We start from the raw sequence: 18463 nt of genomic DNA, 5'->3' as shown, positions 1-18463 counted from the left end.
TTTTCCGGGGGGCGGACGCCATGCCGCCCCTCGGGTCCGGTCCCGCTGCAGAAGGGACCACCTGGAAGGCAGGCTTCGGTTGGGAAACCTGTCTTCCACTTTACCCAACCCGTCCCAACGCAAAACATGGCAGACCTGATATGAACATGCATTCCGATACCGCCCTGCGTGACGAGGCCACCAGCCTGTTCTCCGACTATGCAAAATCTGATTATGACGTGATCCGCCTGCGCGCCATTCAGGCCCTGGCCGCCATTGGGGCCAGTAACAGCCCGGCCTTGATCGAGGCGCTGTTGGATGATGACGAAGACGTCCGGCAAGACGCAGCCCAAGCGCTGGGCGCGCTGGGCGTGCAGGAGGCCGCGCCGCAACTGCTGGAAAACTTGATCCATGATCCCTGCGGTGAGGTGAAACTGGCCTGCGTCACCGCTCTGGCCGAGTTGAAATCCGAAGACGCGGCGCCTTACCTGCGCACGCTTGTCACTGGTCGCGGCGAGGATATCACGTGGGACGAGGACGAGCTGCATCAAGATGAATGGGATGACTGGCTGGATACTCAGATCGCGGCGATCAAAGCGTTAGGTCGCATGGGCGATGCGGCTGCGATTGAACCCATTGTCATGGCCCTGATGGACGAAGACGGGCAAGAACTGGGGGATGTGGCCTGCGAAGCGCTGGGCCAGATCGGTACGCCATCCGTGCCGACCTTGGGTGTGTTCGCTCAATCCTCGAACCGCCGTCTGCGTCACCGCGCTCTGTGCACGCTGGCCACCATCGGAGGACCCGAGGCCGAAGCCATCTTGCGCAAAGCCACCACCGACAAGGACGGGGCCGTGCGTCTGATCGCATATGAGGCGCTGATGCCGAACGACCCGGCGCTGGTCGAACAGGCCCTGACAGATGCGGTCGAGGATATCCGCATCGCAGCGCTGAACCAGTCCGGCCTTTCCGAACCCGAACTGCTGGACCGCATGATGCGCGACCCCGGCGCCAAGGTGAAACTGGCGCTGATCGACCGGCTGGACCGCAGCCAGCCTATCGTTGATCAAGACGACCTGCGCTGGCAGGTGCTGGATTTCCTCGCAACCGGACAACAGCCTGAGGTCTCGGCGCAGGCGCTGGGCCTGCTGGCGGCGTTGGCCCCGCAACTGGTGGCAGATCGGCTGAACGCGCTGTTCTCGGTCGAGGCGGACGACTTCGAGGCCGAGCGTATCCAATGGGCCATCGTCGACGCGCTGGCGACCTCGCCCCTGCGCGAGGCGGCAGAATGGCTGCAACGCGCCTGCCGCGCGCCCTTCCGGTCGGTGCGGCTGAAGGCCGTGGCCTCGCTGGCGATGATTGTTACTGACACCGACCGCCCGCATGTGAACCAGCAGCAGGGCCGCGAATTGCTGCTGTCCTTCGCGCTCGCCCCGATGAGCGTGGTCGAAGACGCGCACGAGGAAGAGGCCCCGCAAACCGACATCGCCGCGCTGGAAGAGGCAGGGCTGGATGTATCCGACGGTGGTGAAAACGGCCCTACCTCCAGCCTCGGCGCGATCCTTGGCCATGACGCTATCGCGGAAGAGATGAAGAAAGAGGCCGAGGATGATGACCTGCACCCCCTGACGCCACGCGAGCAGGCATTGTTGGTCAAGGCCACCCGCCATCCCAAACGCCGCCGCGTGGCGTTGGATGACAATGCCGAAGCCTTGGAGCGTGAGACCCGCATTTCGGCCATCCGCCTGCTGGGCGACGTCACAGGTATGCAGATCATGCTGGCGCAGATCGCGCAGGACCCCGAGACCGAGATCGCTGCGCAGGCGCTGGCGGCACTGGGCTTGTCGGTCGCGCGCAACGGGTCCGAACTGAACCAGTCGCATTTGATCGAGCTGATCACACAGGGGCTTTCGCATACCGATGCCAATCTGTCCCTGCAGGCGCTGAACCTGCTGCAACAGGCTGACCTGCCACCGCAGGATGCGCTGCGGGGCAAATTGCGGGCTATGCTGAAAACCGGAGATACTGCCTTTCGTATCGACGCCATGCAGATTCTGACCCGCTGGGACGGGACGGCCGATGTGGCGCGCAGCTTGCTGGACGATGTCTCGGCCCCGGTACGGCAGGCGGCGATGCGGCTTTTGTCTGAAACGGCCCCGGATCAGGCAGGTGCGGCCATCGTACCCTTCCTTCTGGCCAATCCTGAGCAACGGATCGTGACCTATGTCAATGACAGCACCCCTGCCTTGGTGTCCATTGGGCGCGAATTGTTGGCCGGATTGCGCGACGAGAATCGCCGCGCCCAGTGGCCGGTGTTGATCAGCGCTTTGGCCGACCTGTTGGGAGACCCCTAGCGGGCGGTCTGAAACCGGAGGGATAGATGGCGATTTCGCTGAAACTATGCGCGGCGATTCTAACGGGGGCAATGGCTTTTGGTAGTGTCGCACTGGCCGAGGAGATCCCCGAGGTTGCCGTAGTTCATCAGGTCATCGACCTGAACGCCGACACTCCGGCGCATGCATTTCGGTTCGAACCCAAATTCCTGCAGGTTCCCGCTGGGGCGACTGTGCGTTTCAAAGGCTCGACCGGGCGGCACACGGTCACTGCCATTCCTCGAATGATACCCGTGGGCGCGCGCGTCTTCGAGATTCGGGGCAAACCCGAACTGGATCTGACTTTCGAGAAAGAGGGAGTCTACGGCATCCGTTGCCGCGTTCATGGGCGTCACGGAATGGTCATGCTGCTGGTAGTTGGTGATCCAAGCTCGAATCTCGAAGAAGCCAAGGCCTATCTACCTAAACTTGGAGAGGCCGAGCGGGTCGGTTTCGAAGAGCTCTTTGCGTATGTGGAGGCCCAAAATGGCTGATGGATGTGCCTGCGACCACCATGCTCATATGTACCTGACCGTAGATGACGCCCTGAGGCGCGGTTTGTCCGTGGCCAACCCCATCACGGATACCGAAACACTACCGCTGGTGCAGGCTATTGGCCGGATACTGGCTGAGAATTGCGACAGCAAGGTAGACATGCCCGCCTTCGATAACTCGGCTATGGACGGCTATGCCGTTCGCAGCGCCGATCTGGGCGAGGGGCCTGTGTTCGAACTGCTAGTTGGCGGTCGCATAGCCGCCGGCGATAGCGGCGCACACGATGCGCCGGATGGCGGTGCCTTGCGTATATTCACAGGAGCGCCGGTGCCGTCTGAGTTCGATGCGGTATTAATGCAGGAAGACTGTGAGTTTCAGTCCGATCGCATCCGGTTCAACCGCCGTCCAAAATCCGGTCAGCATATCCGTCGCGCGGGCGAGGATTTGAAAGCTGGTGCCCCGATCCTGCGGCGCGGGTGTGAAATTTCCGCGCGTGAGGCCGCCGCGTTGGCCTCGGCTGGTTATGGCGAGGTGAAGGTTTTTCGCAAGCTCAAGGTCACGATCTTCTCGACCGGTAGCGAGCTGCGCCAGCCGGGTGAAGCGCTTGGCCCCGGACAGATCTACAACTCGAACCGCTACATGCTTTTGGCTTTGCTGGATAAACCCTGGATCGAACTAGCCGACCGAGGCCCGGTCGAAGATGATCCGGTGCTGCTGAAGCAGGTCTTGAGGGATGCCTGTAATAGCTCGGACCTGATCATCACCACGGGCGGTGTTTCGGTCGGGGACGAAGACCACATGCCGCGCCTGTTCAGTGAAATCGGTGGCGAAACCGAGGTGATGAAAGTGGCGATGAAACCCGGCAAGCCGATCATGTTCGGTTGTCGGGGTGATGCGCTTTATGTGGGCCTGCCGGGAAATCCGGTTTCGGCCTTTGTGACGTGGCAGATCATTGGTGCGCGGATGATGGAACGCCGTGCCGGTCTGCATCGGAACGAACGCACCCCCGAGCAGGCGGTTTTGGCAGAACCTCTTCAACGCCGCGCGGGGCGGCGTGAGTACCGCCCGGTAAGCATCGACGGATGTACACCTAATGGCGCACCGCGATTGCGCCTGATGGCCGAGTCTTACAGCGGGCGCGTTGCCCTTCTTGCACAGGCCGATGGTCTGGTAATTATTCCGGCAGAAACTGAGAAGCTGCCAGCCGGAGAAGCTCTGGAGTTCCTTCGATTCTAGATTGATCCCGATGCGCTTGAGGTATCAAATTCTTTGGTCAACGAGCGCCCTTTGCTGTCGATGGCGCGCGGCTGTAGGCCATTGGTGCCGACCTATGTCGGGACCTTCGGGGATCGCCGAATGCTCTGTCGCGAATGTGCGCGCGACGGACAGCTAGGTGACGTCCTTGAACATGTAAGTGGTCGGCTCCAGCCGATCCTCAAACGGGTTTCGGCAATAGTTCGGGATCTCTCCGGCAATCTGAAAACCCATCGACTGATACAGCAAGCGTGAAGGATCGCTGCTACGGGTGTCCAGCACCAGCATCGTGCGTTTCAATTCCCGAGCACGCTCATGCAGTGCCTCCATCAGCGACCGACCCAAACCGCGACGGCGAGCCTGCGGATGAACCAGCAGCTTTGCCACATCCGCGCGATGTGGCTGGTTTGGCATTGCGGCGGGGATCAGTTGCACCGTGCCCAGAATGCGTCCGTCACCATATGCGACAAACAAATCGAGTGTCTCCGCGCGGAGTTCGGGCTGCACCCTGTCCCGCCAATAGGCGCGGGCATCGTCCCGCGAAAAAGGAAGGATGAACCCGATACTGGCACCGGTATGGACACAGCGGTGCAGGATATCGGTCAGATCCTCAAGCGCTTCGTCGAAATATTCCTGTGGCAATCGCGTAATCATATCAGCACCAACAGATAGCGCGCACCGCGTTTGGGTCCGGTTTCGAACTGCGTTGGCCCCGACAGGTGATAGCGAAGGCAGTCGCCGCCGCTGAGCGCATGGGCAATCCCGTCCACTGTCAACGTTAGCCCTCCATCAAGTAGGATCAGGTGGTGCTCCTGTCCCGGCTTGGGCGGAGTATCGTAGGTGATGACAGTACCTGGGGGCAAATGACCTTCCATTACTTCCCCACTGAGGCCAGTCGCCGGTGGTGAAACCGAACGGCGGGTAAACCCGCTTTCGGGGTCATGCCATTCAGGCTGCTTCTCGAAAGGTACTTTGGGATCGAAACTGTCTTCGACCATCATCAGCAGGCGTGACATGGGCAGGCCGTATGCCGCGCATAAACGGCCAAGCGTTTCAGCGGTAGGGCTGACATCACCGTTTTCCATTCGCGACAGTGTCGCCCGGCTGATCCCACTTTGGTCTGCCAGCTGCTCAAGCGACCAGCCATGACCCTTGCGCAGCTCGTTCAGACGCTTAGCGAGGCGGTTTGATAGTGTATCGAGCATGGCTCACATATGGGAATCAGTTACGAATATGGGATTATTGCCTTGCTTTACTTCAAACACAATAGAAAAAGGGCGCAGAAATCTGCGCCCTTTTGCTGCTCGGGTATCGGACTGGATTACTTCCAGCCAACTTCGTTAAAGATCTTCTGTGCCTCGGGGATGTTTTTGGCGACTTCTGATAGGTTCACCTTATCCGCTTTGAATTCCCCCAAAGCGGCCACGTTCTCAGCCAGCGCAACGCCTTCGACAGCGGGGAATTCATCGTTTCCGTTCGAGAAGTAGACCTGTGCCTGATCGCTTGCGAGATACTCTAGGAACTTAATCGCGTTCTCTTTGTTCGGCGCGTTAGCTGCGACGCCCGCACCCGAAAGGTTCATATGCGCGCCTTCGGCGTCCTGTGCCGGGAATTGCACGCCGATCATCTCGATATCCGCGCTCAGGTCTTTGACGTCTTTGCGTATGGCGCGGGCGAAATAGTATGAGTTCGAAACTGCAATCTCGCACTCACCCGATACGATGCCGCGCAGTTGGTCGGTGTCACCGCCCTGAGGTTTGCGTGCCATATTGGCAACGATACCTTCGGCCCATTTCCTGGCTTCTTCCACACCGTGATTGGTGATGATCGATGCCAAAAGCGTCTGATTATAGGTATTGCTGGACGAGCGAATGCAAACCAGCCCCTGATACTCAGGCTTTGCCAGATCCAGATAAGTTGCAGGCGGGTTAGCGACATCAGCTTTGTCAAAGAAGATGATCCGCGCGCGCTGCGAAAAGCCGTACCACTGATTGTCTTCGTCCTGTAGGTTCGAAGGGATACGCTCCTCCAATACCGTACTTTCGACTGGTTGCAGGATGCCTGCGTTTTTGGCGCGCGCCAGACGCGAAGTGTCGACCGTCAGCAAGATATCAGCGGGCGAGTTTGCGCCTTCGGCTTCCATCCGCGCGATCAGTTCGTCGGCCTTGCCTTCGATGCGGTTGATGGTGATGCCGGTGGCCTCTTCGAAGTCGGAATACAGGCGTTCGTCGGTGTCGTAGTGGCGCGAGGAATACAGGTTCAGCTCGCCCTCGGCTGCGGCAGAGGTGGCGATCAGGGCCGTCAGGGTGGCGGCAAAGCAGGTAGAGGATTTCAGCATCATTTGTCCCAACATTGAAAATCGTGACGGGGATTAACCCGACTGATTTGGTCAATTAAACGATTCTCGGTGGGATGCAAGGAAATCCGACAAAATTAGTTGGTCAAAACGTCGCTGAACTTACCTTGCCGGACGGCCCCTTCAGGATTGACGCCGCCTACTTTGTTTTCTTTCGGGTTGCGGTGGGACGGGTGACGGTGCCGGCTCGGGGTCCGGATCGTCGCTGAGCACCGGTTCTTTGGTCAGCATCGCCTGTGTTACCGCTTCCATGTATTTCTGCAGCATGACCGGCGGATCAGCTGGGGCCAGCTTGATTGACAGCCTACTTGCGCCTTCCTGATTATAGGCATAGCGCGAGGAATAACTTGCGTTGACCTGCGCCGCCACGGGGCCCCAGCCACCTTTGACCGATGCGCTGCCTGATTTCTCGGTCTGTTTGGTCATCGAGATCGCCATCTTTACCTCGATCTCGGCCTCTTGCACCGCATAGAACGCGGGCAGGAAACCCATCGACACGAGGCTGAATTCCTTTGGGGGACCATCGGGGTTGGATAGATCGGGAAGCTGGATCTTCTGATCCGCCATGTATTTGGCGATATCAGTCGAATGTCTATCCAATTCAGTTTGCGACTCTGCCACGGAAATCGCCAGTTTCTGAACCATTTCCGCGAAAGGGACGTTTAGCAGTTCCTGCCCGATACTCATTTCCAATCTCCTTTGTGAATTCAGTCTCTATCAATAATCTTCGTTGCGGACCGTCTTTTGACCGAGAACGAGACCTTCGCTGCGTTCTGGCTGACCGCCTGTTTCTTCGCGTTTGTAGCGAACTGGGCTTTATTGCCATCCCGACCAAGCCCAACAAAGGCTTCGACCTGGACATTGTCGATGGTGAAATCGTCGCTGCCGTCGGATCCTGCAAGGATCTGTTCGCCCAGGGCCTGCGAAAAAACCTGTGCATCCACGATCTGCGTATCTTTGTCTTCAACCTCCATTCCGCTCTGGCCTCCGGCCATTGGGTTCACCACCGGAGAACCCGAGCCCATCAGCATGCCACTGCCTCCTTCTTCCAGATCGTCGATCTGGTCTTGCAGGTCCTGGATCGTCTCCAGCAACACGACCTCGCGCGCCTCCAGCGCGGTCAGGCGGTTTTCCAATGACTGAAGCAGTGTGGTGAACGCCTCGGGCAGTTCGGTGACGCGCACATCTATAGGCTGTTTTTTGGGGGTCTTGTCCTTTTTAGTCGCCATCGACCCCTCCACCAGAACCACCTTCATCCACCGGTCCCGGCGCGAACCGCATCCGCATGGTCGACGCGCTGCTTGCATCGAGCGTATCTGTCTGCGTCAGTTTTGGCCCACACAGAAACGCGCCAATGATCCCGCGTTTGCCTTCTTCTGTGGTACTGGTCATCTCCATGACGACCTTCAATTCTACATCGACATCCTGCATGTGGTAAAAGACTGGCGGAATGCCCATCTCGCGCAGTTCCTGAGGATAGTTCTTCAGCGCGTTCAACTGATCCAGACTAAGCTGTTCGGCGGCTTGGGCCACGCTTCGGCCTATATCGGCCACCATCTCGGTCAGGGTTGTTCCTAATAGCGTATCCAGATCATCGTTAGCCAACCCGACCTCCCGTCATAAAAAACAGGGAAAGCGTAGCACGAGACCGTCTCATAACAATACTAAATCTCAGAACCGGACTTTCGGAGCGATTTCCGGCGCTTCCGCCGACATGAAAGGGCGTTAGAAGCAGGGCATAAAAAAACCGCGCTCGAAAGCGCGGTTTTTGAATTAAGTTCGTGCAGTTCTTAGCCCTGGCGAGCTTTGAACTTGCGCTGCGTCTTGTTGATCACGTAGACGCGGCCTTTGCGACGCACAACCCGGCAATCACGGTGCCGGTTTTTGAGCGAGCGGAGCGAGTTCTTGACCTTCATGGGTCTGTCTCCAATCTGCGGCGCCTTCATCAAAGACGTGGCCAGCGCCTGGGTTAATCGGGTGCCCCGGAAAGACCAGAGCAATGAATTCATGGTGGGCGGTACAAGGATCGAACTTGTGACCCCTTCGATGTCAACGAAGTGCTCTACCGCTGAGCTAACCGCCCATGAAACCGTTGCGTGACCTGCCCCATAACGAAATGGGGCGCGGAACCCCGCGCCGGTAGCGGGGTCTATAAAAGGAGTCGTTGGGGGGATCAAGGGGTTTGGCAGAACTATTTTACGGTCTATGTTGAGTGCGAACAACGGAGAGCCCATGCCCGACGCCGCCACCAATGCAGCCTATATTCTGGATATGCCCGCAACGCGTACGTCCTGCGTGGTATTTGCCTCGCCCCATAGCGGTCGGACCTATCCCGAGTCTTTGTTGAAGCGGTCTGTTTTGAACCGCAATATGATTCGGTCCTCCGAGGATGCGTATGTCGATCAGCTTTTTTCCTCAGTCGCTGAATTCGGTGCACCGCTGCTCGCCGCGGCCATGCCGCGCGCCTATCTGGACCTGAATCGCAATTCGGATGAATTGGACCCCGCTTTGATACAGGGTGCGCGTCGTCACGGACATAATCCGCGGGTTACCTCGGGCCTCGGGGTGATTCCCCGCGTGGTCGCCAACGGCAGGGCGATCTACAGCGGCAAGCTGACTATGGATGAGGCGCGCCTGCGGATCGATACCTATTGGCGTCCATACCATACTCGTCTGAAATCTCTGCTGGCGGAATCGCATCAGTTGTTTGGGCAGGCCATTCTGATTGATTGCCACTCGATGCCGCACGAGGCGGTGGCGCTGGCCGGCGGCTCGCGCCGGGCCCGACCGGAAATCGTTTTGGGCGATCGGTTCGGTGCGGCCGCTTCCGGTGTGATCGTTGATCAGATCGAGGCCGCTTTTGCCGACGCGGGTCTGAATGTGGCGCGCAACACGCCTTTTGCAGGGGCCTACGTCACCCAGACCTATGGTCGACCTGCCCGCCATCAGCATGCGGTTCAAATCGAGATCGATCGTTCACTTTATATGAACGAGGAAACGATCCAGCCGAACGGCAACTTTGAGGCGTTGCGTGATGTGTTGCGGCAGGTCACCGCGCAGATCACCAGTATCGGGTCCGATCCAATGTCACTTGCCGCCGAATAGACCTAGCGCAGCGCACGACCTTTTACGATTGCATCACTGCCGAAACGGCGCCGGATTTCGTCCGTCGCACGTTCGGCCTGTGATCGGCGTTCTGCACCGGGATCCAGAAGGTCGCCCGAGATATCGGCCTGATCCTCTGAGCACAGGTCAGACAGGCCGCATCCCAAAAGGCGATAGGGACCCTGATCGCCAACCTGATCAAATAGCCCACGAGCGGTGCGATAAATCCGATCCGCTATCTGAGTCGCATCGCGTAGCGATATCCGCCGGGTGATGATCTTGTGGTTGGCCTGTTTCAGCTTCAGCGTCACCACTCGCCCAGCCAATCCCTTGGCTTTGGCCCGGTCGGCTACCTTTTCAGACATACGCCACAGATGCCCGTCCAGAATTTCAAGACTGGCGGTATCCTCGAAAAAAGTGGTCTCATTACTGATCGACTTCATCGGCTCATGGGCCGATACGCGCCGTTTGTCCTGCCCTCGCGCCAGATGCCACAGACGGTAGCCCATTGATCCGAACCGCGCTGTCAGCGCCTCCTGATCCCAGCGCAGAAGATCAGAAAATGTGCGAATCCCTGCGCGATCCAGTGATTCCTGCGCCGCCGGACCAATTCCCCAGATTAATCGCACCGGCCGGTCATGCAGGAAATCAGCCGTCTCGGCCTGGCCGATCACTGAAAAACCCCGAGGCTTGTCGAGATCCGAGGCCACCTTGGCCAGAAACTTGTTATGGCTCAAGCCAATCGATCCCGTCAGGCCCAGCTCATCTTTCATCCTCTTGACCAGACGTGCAAGCATGACCGCTGGCGGTGCACCATGCAGCCGCTCGGTGCCGGATAGGTCCATGAACGCCTCATCCAGCGACAGTGGTTCAACATCAGGTGTCAACTCGTCCATCATGGTGCGTATCTCGCGCGAGACGCTGGCATAGACCGACATACGTGGTTTGATCACCACCGCTTCGGGGCATAGTTGAAGCGCCTTGAACATTGGCATGGCTGAACGAACCCCGCGAACGCGGGCCACGTAACAGGCAGTCGAAACCACCCCGCGCTTGCCGCCGCCAATGATCACAGGCTTGTCGGCAAGTTCGGGATTGTCGCGCTTTTCGACCGAAGCATAAAAAGCATCGCAATCCATATGCGCGATCGTCAGGTCAAACAGCTCTGGGTGCGATTTGACCCTCGGGCTGCTGCAAGTTGGGCAGCGCGGCCCTTGCTTAATTTCCTTCAGGCAGTCGCGACAGATGGCGGGCATGATGTAGTTTCTTTCCGGCCAGCGGCGGATTGGTCAAGACATTCGATAGGTTAAAAGGTATCGCGAATGGATAAGGATAAAAAGAGGACCGATGGACTTCACCGGGGCAAAAATAGCGTTGTTTCTGGGGCACAAGCTGCTGGTCATTCTAAGAGATGATCGATCAGATATTCCGTTTCCAGGTCATCTCGATTTTCCAGGCGGCGGGAAAGAGCCAGGTGAAACACCGATCGAATGCGCGTTGCGTGAAACAGATGAAGAGGTTGGACTGCGCCTGTGCGCAACCGATCTTGTCTGGTCACGGCAATATGGTCAAAGCTGGTTCTACGTCGCCCTGCGCCCGCCGGAAGATGTTGGTCTGATCCGTTTTGGGGACGAAGGGCAGGGGTGGAGGCTGATTTGTCCGCAGGATTATCTGTCGAATCCGTTGGCCATTCCAAATTTTGCAGATCGCCTTCGGGATTATTTGTCGGAAACGGCGCAGCTTTGAACGGGACTTCGAAAGAAAACCCCCCGCGCCTGCGGGGGGAGGTAACGAGCCTCAGGAAGAGATGGCCCGTTGGGGAGTGTCTTGTGTGTAGAATCGCCGAAAATGGCGTTTTTCGATAGCCACAAGCCGAACGCCATAAAACTCATGTTTTTCATGTGTGTTTTCGGGCACAGGGACGATTTGGCGCGGCGGCGCGAAAAATTGACCTAACGTCAATTGCTTGAGCACCGTTCCTTCCGCAATTTTTGGCTTTTCGCCTAATGGTGAGTCAATGAATTTAACTCGCTCAAAACTGCTTGTGCGGCGGCTTTGGGGTCATCCGCCTGATAAATCGGGCGGCCCACAACGATATGATCGGCCCCATCGCCGATTGCACTGGCCGGGGTTGCGACGCGCTTCTGGTCGCCCAAAGCTGCACCAGCAGGGCGTACCCCAGGGGTTACAATCAAACGACCTTCGGATTGGGGCAGGGCGCGGATTAGCGCGGCTTCCTGAGGGCTGGCGATCACGCCATCAGCTCCGGCCTCGAAAGCCTTGGCCGCGCGTTCTACAACGAGGTCCTGCACGTCACCCGCTTTCAGAAGGCTTGCATCCAGATCGTCCCTGTTCAGTGATGTTAGGACGGTTACCGCCAGAATTTTCATGTCCTTGCCTGCAGCGCCCTCCTTTGCGGCGCGTACGACATGCGGATCACCATGCACCGTCAAGAAGTCCAGATCGAACTGAGCCAACCCACGCACTGCATTTTCTACAGTGTTGCCGATATCGAACAGCTTCATGTCCAAGAAAATGCGCTTTCCGTGATCCTGTTTCAACTCGTTGGCCAACGCCAGACCGCCGCCAGTCAACATACCCAGCCCGATCTTATAGAACGAAACCGAGTCGCCCAGCCGCTCGGCCATGGCTAGACCCTGCAGGGCGTTTGGGACGTCGAGGGCTACGATAAGGCGGTCATCGGACATGGGGCGCTCCTTTTTGGCAAACGTTTGCGTCCTAACGGGTTCAGGGCGATCTGTCCATGTGTGAAGTCCGAGGTGACGCAGATCACTCACTATTTTGCGCAATGTGCTAAAGTACCGACGTTCAGAACAGGGATAGAAATGATGAAAAAGGTAATAGTACTTGGCGTGGCACTGATGTTGGCCGCATGCGAAGACGCGCCTCAAAGCGATCCGCCCGAAACCGGTGTCGCGCCGGCTCCAACCAATGACAATCTTCTGTTAGTGCGTGGGTACCGATCGGAAGACGACTGGTGTCAATTGACCGGGGAAACAGCCTATACCGGCAACTTCCTCGATCATACAGCAGATCTGGTTTCATGCCCTACAGGCAGCAGTGCCGAGCAGTCTTTGGTCGAAATGTACAACGCTGAATTGATGGGAGAAACTGGCGGTTATTCCGTCTACTCGATTCCGCGCGGATGACGCCGTTTTATATGCTCTAGCCTCTTGAATGGGAAAAGACATTTCCCAAATTGAATGTGAGGCCCAGACCGACGCGTGCCGCCAAGCGGGCGCATCAATACGGGGCGCTTAAGAAAAGGAGAATGCTATGGACTTGAACAAGTTCACCGAGCGGGCACGGGGTTTCGTGCAAGCCGCGCAGACCATTGCGCTGCGCGAGGGGCACCAAAGGCTGGAGCCCACACATATCTTGAAAGCATTGATGGACGACGATCAGGGGCTGGCCAGCAACCTGATCACACGCGCTGGCGGCGCACCGAACCGCGTGGTTGAGGCGTTGGACGCGGCCATGGGCAAAATCCCTAAGGTCAGCGGCGACGCCAGCCAGATCTATATGGACGGCCAGACCGCCAAGGTTTTGGACGAGGCAGAGAAGCTCGCCACCAAGGCGGGCGACAGCTTTGTGCCGGTCGAACGCGTTCTGATGGCGCTGTGTATGGTGAAATCCAAAGCCAAAGAGGCTTTGGAGGCCGGTGCTGTATCGGCCCAGAAACTGAACGAAGCGATCAACGATATCCGCAAGGGCCGCACTGCTGACACCGCATCGGCGGAAGAAGGCTACGACGCGCTTAAGAAATATGCGCGCGACCTGACCGAGGCTGCAGCCGAAGGCAAGATCGACCCGATCATCGGGCGGGATGAGGAAATCCGCCGTTCGATGCAGGTTCTGTCGCGCCGCACCAAGAACAATCCGGTACTGATTGGTGAACCCGGCGTCGGTAAGACCGCGATTGCCGAGGGCATGGCCCTGCGCATAGTCAATGGTGATGTGCCGGAATCATTGAAGGACAAGAAGCTTCTCGCGCTCGACATGGGTGCGCTGATCGCCGGTGCTAAATATCGAGGTGAGTTCGAAGAACGACTGAAGGCTGTTCTGACCGAAGTGACCGAAGCCGCCGGTGAGATCATACTGTTCATCGACGAGATGCACACGCTGGTAGGTGCAGGTAAATCCGACGGTGCGATGGATGCCGCCAACCTGATCAAGCCTGCGCTTGCCCGGGGTGAGTTGCATTGTATCGGCGCGACGACGCTGGATGAATACCGCAAATACGTCGAGAAAGACGCGGCCCTTGCACGACGGTTCCAGCCGGTGATGGTCACTGAGCCGACAGTTGAGGACACGATCAGCATCCTTCGCGGTATCAAGGAAAAGTACGAGCTGCACCACGGTGTGCGCATCTCGGACTCGGCGCTCGTGTCGGCGGCGACCTTGTCGCATCGCTACATCACTGACCGCTTCCTGCCTGACAAAGCCATCGACCTTGTAGATGAAGCGGCGTCGCGTTTGCGGATGGAGGTGGATTCCAAGCCCGAGGAACTCGATCAGCTGGATCGTCAGATCCTGCAAATGCAGATCGAGGAAGAGGCGCTGAAGCTGGAAGATGACGCGGCCTCCAAGGATCGTCTGGAAACCTTGCAAAAGGATTTGGCCGACCTGCAGGAGAAATCCGCCGAGATGACCGCCCAATGGCAGGCCGAACGCGATAAGCTGGCCGGTGCGCGCGATCTGAAAGAACAGCTCGACAAAGCGCGGGCTGATCTGGAAATCGCGAAGCGCGAAGGGAACCTCGCCAAAGCGGGTGAGCTGTCCTACGGTGTCATCCCTGAGCTTGAGAAAAAGCTGACCGAAGCCGAAAACGCCGAAAGCAACGCCATGATGGCCGAGGAAACGGTGCGCCCTGAACAGATCGCTTCCGTCGTAGAGCGTTGGACCGGTATCCCGACCTCGAAAATGCTGGAAGGTGAGCGTGAGAAACTGCTGCGGATGGAAGACGATCTGCATTCCCGCGTGATCGGTCAGGATGCGGCGGTCACTGCTGTTGCCAACGCCGTGCGCCGTGCGCGTGCCGGTCTGAATGACGAGAACCGCCCATTGGGCTCGTTCCTGTTCCTCGGCCCGACCGGCGTGGGCAAGACCGAGCTGACCAAGGCCGTGGCGAACTTCCTGTTCGACGACGACAACGCGATGGTGCGCATCGACATGTCCGAGTTCATGGAGAAACACGCGGTCGCCCGTCTGATCGGTGCCCCTCCGGGCTATGTCGGCTATGACGAAGGTGGTGTGCTGACCGAAGCCGTGCGGCGCAGACCCTATCAGGTCGTGCTGTTTGACGAGGTCGAAAAGGCACACCCGGATGTGTTCAACGTGCTGCTGCAGGTCCTGGACGATGGCGTCCTGACCGATGGTCAGGGTCGTACCGTCGACTTCAAGCAGACGCTGATCATCCTGACGTCGAACCTTGGCTCTCAGGCGCTCAGCCAGTTGCCTGAAGGAGCGGACAGCGCGCAGGCGCGGCGCGACGTGATGGATGCGGTCCGGGCGCATTTCCGGCCCGAGTTCCTGAACCGTCTGGATGAGACCATCATCTTCGACCGGCTCAAACGGGCCGATATGGATGGCATCGTCGATATCCAGATGGCACGTCTGCAGAAACGTCTGGCTGCCCGCAAGATCGAGCTGGCACTGGACGATGGCGCGAAGGAATGGCTGGCCAATGAAGGCTATGATCCGGTCTTCGGTGCCCGCCCATTGAAACGCGTGATCCAACGCGCCCTGCAGAACCCGTTGGCCGAAGCACTGCTGGCCGGTGAGATAAAGGATGGTGAGACCGTTCCGGTGACCGCCGGAACCGATGGTTTGATCATCGGCGACCGGCTGGGAACGTCCGAGCGTCCGCGCCCGGATGATGCAGTCGTGCATTAAATCTCAGGTAATGAAGAGACCCGCCATCCAGGCGGGTCTTTTTTTGGTGGCTTGTATTGCGACTAAGAGCGTTCAGACCTGCCCGGTCAGATCCTGCGCCAGCATCATTGCATTGCCGTCCGGGTCGTAAAATGTGGCAGTGCTGACCATCCCCTCAATCGTCTCGGTTTCGCCGTCAAACCGAACTCCGGCCCCTTCCAAAGCATCGCGTGCGCTTGCGATATCAGCAACACCAAAGACCGGAACGGTGTTTCCGGGCGCTGGTTCTGCCTGCTCGCCCAAACCAAGGGTGACGCCTTCGGTTTTGGTGAGCATCTCGCTCCAACCCGCCTCATCAATATGATGGATCAACTCAAACCCGAGCTTGTCATTATACCAGCGCGCACTGGCGTGGCGATCTTTGACCGAAATGGCAAGAGTGATGGTGTTTTCTAAGGAAACGAGGGCCATGGAACTTTCCTTTTGTCCTAAAATAAAGTAAATATATATTATGGACATAAAATTACTTGTCAAGCTTACCTCCCGGGCCTGGTCGCTGAACATCCTTGCGCAGCTGCACCAGGGGGTTCCGGGCAGGCAGGCCCCATTGCTCGCCGCGACCGGGGCAAGCCGGACGGCATTTGCGGCAAGTCTTGAACATCTGGTCAGCCTTGGATTGCTTGAACGGAACCCGGGCCACGGCCACCCTTTAAGACCTGAATTCCGTTTGACCAAAGCCGGGGTTCAGGCGGCGGCTGTAGCGGCAGAAATCTTGGCCTTGGTGCCGAACGATACTGAATTGAAGCTACTGCGCCGCAGCTGGACGGTTCCTATTCTGGCGCTGACCCGCCAACCGCGGCGCTTTTCAGGGCTCAGGTCGGATCTTCAGGTGATCACTGATCGCGCATTGTCATCCTCGCTCAAGCAATTAGAGGAGCAGGACTGGGTGCGACGCGATATCGAAACTTCGGCCCGGCTGCCTTTTCCGACCTATCAGGCGGTCAATCTTGGATGCGAAATAAACCGTGTTGTCGGCTTGAACATCGGGTGACCGTTATCCTCGCGCCCAAGCGTACCTAATTTTCGTTACAATCTGTTCGCTCAATCGTGACGCCTGTTTCCTTGGCTCTGTGCTATCAGACCTTACCTCAGTTTCGAGGTTAATGGATAACGGAGAACCAAATGGCGCATCGCTGGACCAACAAACTGACGCATGCGGACGTCACCCCAAGGGCGGCGTTTCTGAACCGGCGACAGGTCATGGCCGGTTTGGCGGGTGTCGGGCTGGCGAGTCTGGCGCGGCCAGCGGCGGCCGAGGCGCTTGAACCGAATACATGGGAAGAGATTACTTCCTACAACAATTATTATGAGTTCGGGACTCGCAAGGATGATCCGGCGAAATATGCACACACACTGGTGACCGAGCCCTGGAGTGTCACCATCGACGGTCTGGTCGACCGCCCTGGTGATTATGATTTCAAAGACATCATGTCTGAAATGACTGTTGAGGAGCGAATCTATCGGTTCCGCTGTGTTGAGGCCTGGTCGATGGTGATACCTTGGAACGGGTTTGAACTGGCAGATCTACTCGGCATGGCTGGCGTTCAGGACGGCGCGAAATACGTGGCGTTTGAGACCGCCTATCGTCCCGATGAGATGCCGGGTGTGGCGTATCCGGTACTAGACTGGCCATATCGCGAAGGGCTGCGTTTGGATGAGGCGATGCATCCGCTGACCATTATGGCTACTGGGATCTACGGCAGGGACATCCCGAACCAGAACGGCGCGCCTTTGCGATTGGTGGTACCGTGGAAATACGGCTTCAAATCGATCAAATCGATCGTGCGGATTACCTTGACGGATACCCAGCCTCCGACAAGTTGGAACATGGCAGGTCCTAGGGAATATGGGTTCTACAGCAATGTGAACCCCAATGTGGATCACCCCCGCTGGTCGCAGGCTTCGGAACGTCAAATCGGCGGAGGTCTGTTTGCCAAGCGAATCCCGACGCTGATGTTCAACGGATATGAAGATGAGGTCGCCAGCCTTTACGAAGGCATGGATCTGGCGAAGAACTACTGAGATGATGCGGCGGCTCAACGACCTCTTGCGACGGCTTCCCAATTGGGCTGTTTATCTGCTGGGCGCACTGCCTGTGCCCTGGTTGTTTTATCAGGGCATGACCGGTGGTCTCGGGGTCGAGCCGATCGAGGCGCTCGAGCACGAGTTTGGCGAACTGGCGCTGCAGCTTCTGATTTTGGGTCTCGCGATTTCGCCCTTGCGTCGCTTCGCTGGCCTAAATCTGATGAAGTTCCGCCGCACGATAGGTGTACTGACATTTTCCTATGTCGCATTGCACCTGTTGATTTGGCTGGTTCTGGATGTTCAGATTCCCAGCCAAATCTGGGCGGACATTATCAAGCGGCCCTATATCACGGTGGGCATGGCTGCTTTTGTATTGTTACTGCCGCTTGCAATCACGTCTAACAACTGGGCGGTTCGCCGTTTGGGGCCTCGTTGGCGCAAATTGCATCGTCTGGTCTACCCGGCAGCAATTCTGGGCGCGCTTCATTATGTGATGCTGGCGAAGGGGTTTCAGATCGAGCCATTGGTCTACCTGGCTATTATTCTGGGCCTTCTGGTCATGCGCCTGCCGGTCACATCATTCCTGATCCGGCTTAGGCAAGCCGATTCAGCCTGACTCGCAGGCGAGTCTGTGGGTAACAGTGTGAATAACATATCCATGGCGCTGATTTGCGATGGTCTGTGTCCGCGACTTCCGGGTTGAATGGCTGGATGCTCTTCGTAACCGTTTGTTTTAGTAAGATAAAATTCTGTTTTTGCGTTTTTTTGCGTTTTTTTGATTTTTCCACTTGCGGCTTTTGGGCGATATACTTAGAACGCCCTTCACCGGCGCTGCTGAGGTGCTGGGACGCGGTGGAAGCTGCGGAGACGCTCGGGAGAGACTGGGGGCATCTGAGGTTTTTGATTGGGCGGTGGCGCTGAG

General features: G+C 57.8%; 21 protein-coding genes and 1 tRNA gene. 10 read left to right on the top strand and 12 right to left on the bottom strand.

Going from position 1 to position 18463, the window contains the following annotated elements; all coding sequences use genetic code 11:
• Positions 1–140: 140 nt before the first annotated feature.
• Genes ACR0KC_RS19055 through ACR0KC_RS19045 form a run of 3 tightly spaced genes read left to right on the top strand, consistent with a single transcriptional unit; the run spans position 141 to position 4082 of the window.
• Positions 141–2333: a HEAT repeat domain-containing protein gene (locus ACR0KC_RS19055; RefSeq protein WP_480772133.1), complete on the top strand. Its 2193-nt coding sequence runs from the start codon at positions 141–143 to the stop codon at positions 2331–2333.
• Between the two features lie 26 nt (positions 2334–2359).
• A complete protein-coding gene (locus ACR0KC_RS19050) occupies positions 2360–2845 on the top strand; it encodes a plastocyanin/azurin family copper-binding protein (RefSeq protein WP_480707404.1) in 486 nt (161 codons plus the stop codon).
• Complete coding sequence (locus ACR0KC_RS19045; protein WP_480707403.1) at positions 2838–4082, top strand: molybdopterin molybdotransferase MoeA; 1245 nt, start codon at positions 2838–2840, stop codon at positions 4080–4082. Before ACR0KC_RS19050 ends, ACR0KC_RS19045 begins: the two co-directional genes overlap by 8 nt.
• Before the next feature lie 153 nt (positions 4083–4235).
• Here the strand turns inward: ACR0KC_RS19045 and ACR0KC_RS19040 are convergent, their stop codons facing one another.
• The 8 genes from ACR0KC_RS19040 to ACR0KC_RS19005 form a co-directional block, all read right to left on the bottom strand.
• Entirely contained in the window at positions 4236–4754 is a 519-nt protein-coding gene (locus ACR0KC_RS19040; RefSeq protein WP_170425708.1) for a GNAT family N-acetyltransferase, read from the bottom strand.
• Positions 4751–5305, bottom strand: a complete 555-nt coding sequence (locus ACR0KC_RS19035) for a helix-turn-helix transcriptional regulator (protein ID WP_170802552.1) — start codon at positions 5303–5305, stop codon at positions 4751–4753. The genes ACR0KC_RS19040 and ACR0KC_RS19035 overlap by 4 nt, the downstream gene beginning before the upstream one ends.
• Positions 5306–5421: 116 nt before the next feature.
• Positions 5422–6438: a Fe(3+) ABC transporter substrate-binding protein gene (locus tag ACR0KC_RS19030; protein WP_170566792.1), complete on the bottom strand. Its 1017-nt coding sequence runs from the start codon at positions 6436–6438 to the stop codon at positions 5422–5424.
• Between the two features lie 141 nt (positions 6439–6579).
• Entirely contained in the window at positions 6580–7143 is a 564-nt protein-coding gene (locus ACR0KC_RS19025; protein ID WP_170398500.1) for a hypothetical protein, read from the bottom strand.
• A 20-nt stretch (positions 7144–7163) separates the two neighbouring features.
• Positions 7164–7685 (bottom strand): hypothetical protein, encoded by a 522-nt coding sequence (locus ACR0KC_RS19020; RefSeq protein ID WP_480707402.1) that lies wholly within the window; start codon positions 7683–7685, stop codon positions 7164–7166.
• Positions 7675–8061 (bottom strand): hypothetical protein, encoded by a 387-nt coding sequence (locus ACR0KC_RS19015; protein ID WP_170398504.1) that lies wholly within the window; start codon positions 8059–8061, stop codon positions 7675–7677. The genes ACR0KC_RS19020 and ACR0KC_RS19015 overlap by 11 nt, the downstream gene beginning before the upstream one ends.
• A 185-nt stretch (positions 8062–8246) precedes the next feature.
• The gene (ykgO, locus tag ACR0KC_RS19010) at positions 8247–8372 is read right to left on the bottom strand and encodes a type B 50S ribosomal protein L36 (RefSeq protein WP_005648635.1); all 126 of its coding nucleotides are present in this window, start codon (positions 8370–8372) and stop codon (positions 8247–8249) included.
• A gap of 92 nt (positions 8373–8464) precedes the next feature.
• Positions 8465–8539: transfer RNA gene (locus tag ACR0KC_RS19005), tRNA-Val, on the bottom strand.
• Positions 8540–8688: 149 nt separating this feature from the next.
• On the opposite strand from ACR0KC_RS19005, the gene ACR0KC_RS19000 reads away from it, so the two are divergent.
• Positions 8689–9561, top strand: coding sequence for an N-formylglutamate amidohydrolase (locus tag ACR0KC_RS19000; protein ID WP_170425714.1), 873 nt, complete (start codon positions 8689–8691; stop codon positions 9559–9561).
• Positions 9562–9563: 2 nt separating this feature from the next.
• On the opposite strand, the gene ACR0KC_RS18995 is transcribed toward ACR0KC_RS19000, so the two are convergent.
• Entirely contained in the window at positions 9564–10817 is a 1254-nt protein-coding gene (locus tag ACR0KC_RS18995) for a DNA polymerase IV (protein ID WP_170737008.1), read from the bottom strand.
• Positions 10818–10908: 91 nt separating this feature from the next.
• Between ACR0KC_RS18995 and ACR0KC_RS18990 the strand changes: the two genes are divergently transcribed.
• Positions 10909–11307: an NUDIX hydrolase gene (locus ACR0KC_RS18990; protein WP_170398509.1), complete on the top strand. Its 399-nt coding sequence runs from the start codon at positions 10909–10911 to the stop codon at positions 11305–11307.
• Between the two features lie 257 nt (positions 11308–11564).
• On the opposite strand, the gene pyrF is transcribed toward ACR0KC_RS18990, so the two are convergent.
• Positions 11565–12269, bottom strand: a complete 705-nt coding sequence (pyrF, locus tag ACR0KC_RS18985) for an orotidine-5'-phosphate decarboxylase (protein WP_170514647.1) — start codon at positions 12267–12269, stop codon at positions 11565–11567.
• Between the two features lie 141 nt (positions 12270–12410).
• Here pyrF and ACR0KC_RS18980 point away from each other — a divergent pair, with 141 nt between their 5' ends.
• Both ACR0KC_RS18980 and clpB read left to right on the top strand, forming a co-directional pair.
• Positions 12411–12731: a hypothetical protein gene (locus ACR0KC_RS18980; RefSeq protein ID WP_170636920.1), complete on the top strand. Its 321-nt coding sequence runs from the start codon at positions 12411–12413 to the stop codon at positions 12729–12731.
• 127 nt (positions 12732–12858) lie between these two features.
• Positions 12859–15477, top strand: coding sequence for an ATP-dependent chaperone ClpB (gene clpB, locus ACR0KC_RS18975; protein WP_170733878.1), 2619 nt, complete (start codon positions 12859–12861; stop codon positions 15475–15477).
• A 72-nt stretch (positions 15478–15549) separates the two neighbouring features.
• Here clpB and ACR0KC_RS18970 read toward each other — a convergent pair whose 3' ends face one another.
• Positions 15550–15927 carry a VOC family protein gene (locus ACR0KC_RS18970; protein WP_170398520.1) on the bottom strand — a complete coding sequence of 126 codons (378 nt, stop codon included), beginning with the start codon at positions 15925–15927 and terminating at the stop codon, positions 15550–15552.
• Between the two features lie 40 nt (positions 15928–15967).
• On the opposite strand from ACR0KC_RS18970, the gene ACR0KC_RS18965 reads away from it, so the two are divergent.
• From ACR0KC_RS18965 to msrQ, 3 genes are all read left to right on the top strand, one after another.
• A complete protein-coding gene (locus tag ACR0KC_RS18965) occupies positions 15968–16507 on the top strand; it encodes a winged helix-turn-helix transcriptional regulator (protein WP_170398523.1) in 540 nt (179 codons plus the stop codon).
• A 131-nt stretch (positions 16508–16638) separates the two neighbouring features.
• A complete protein-coding gene (gene msrP / locus ACR0KC_RS18960; RefSeq protein ID WP_170398526.1) occupies positions 16639–17538 on the top strand; it encodes a protein-methionine-sulfoxide reductase catalytic subunit MsrP in 900 nt (299 codons plus the stop codon).
• A gap of 4 nt (positions 17539–17542) precedes the next feature.
• Entirely contained in the window at positions 17543–18157 is a 615-nt protein-coding gene (gene msrQ, locus ACR0KC_RS18955) for a protein-methionine-sulfoxide reductase heme-binding subunit MsrQ (RefSeq protein ID WP_480707400.1), read from the top strand.
• 117 nt (positions 18158–18274) lie between these two features.
• Here msrQ and ACR0KC_RS18950 read toward each other — a convergent pair.
• The coding region (locus ACR0KC_RS18950; RefSeq protein ID WP_480796369.1) for a hypothetical protein at positions 18275–18463 on the bottom strand (189 nt) is incomplete at its 5' end.

The organism is Ruegeria sp. CF3 (genome assembly GCF_056537365.1).
The sequence above is the reverse complement of the archived record's forward strand: the minus strand, read 5'-3'. Positions and strand labels throughout refer to the sequence as shown.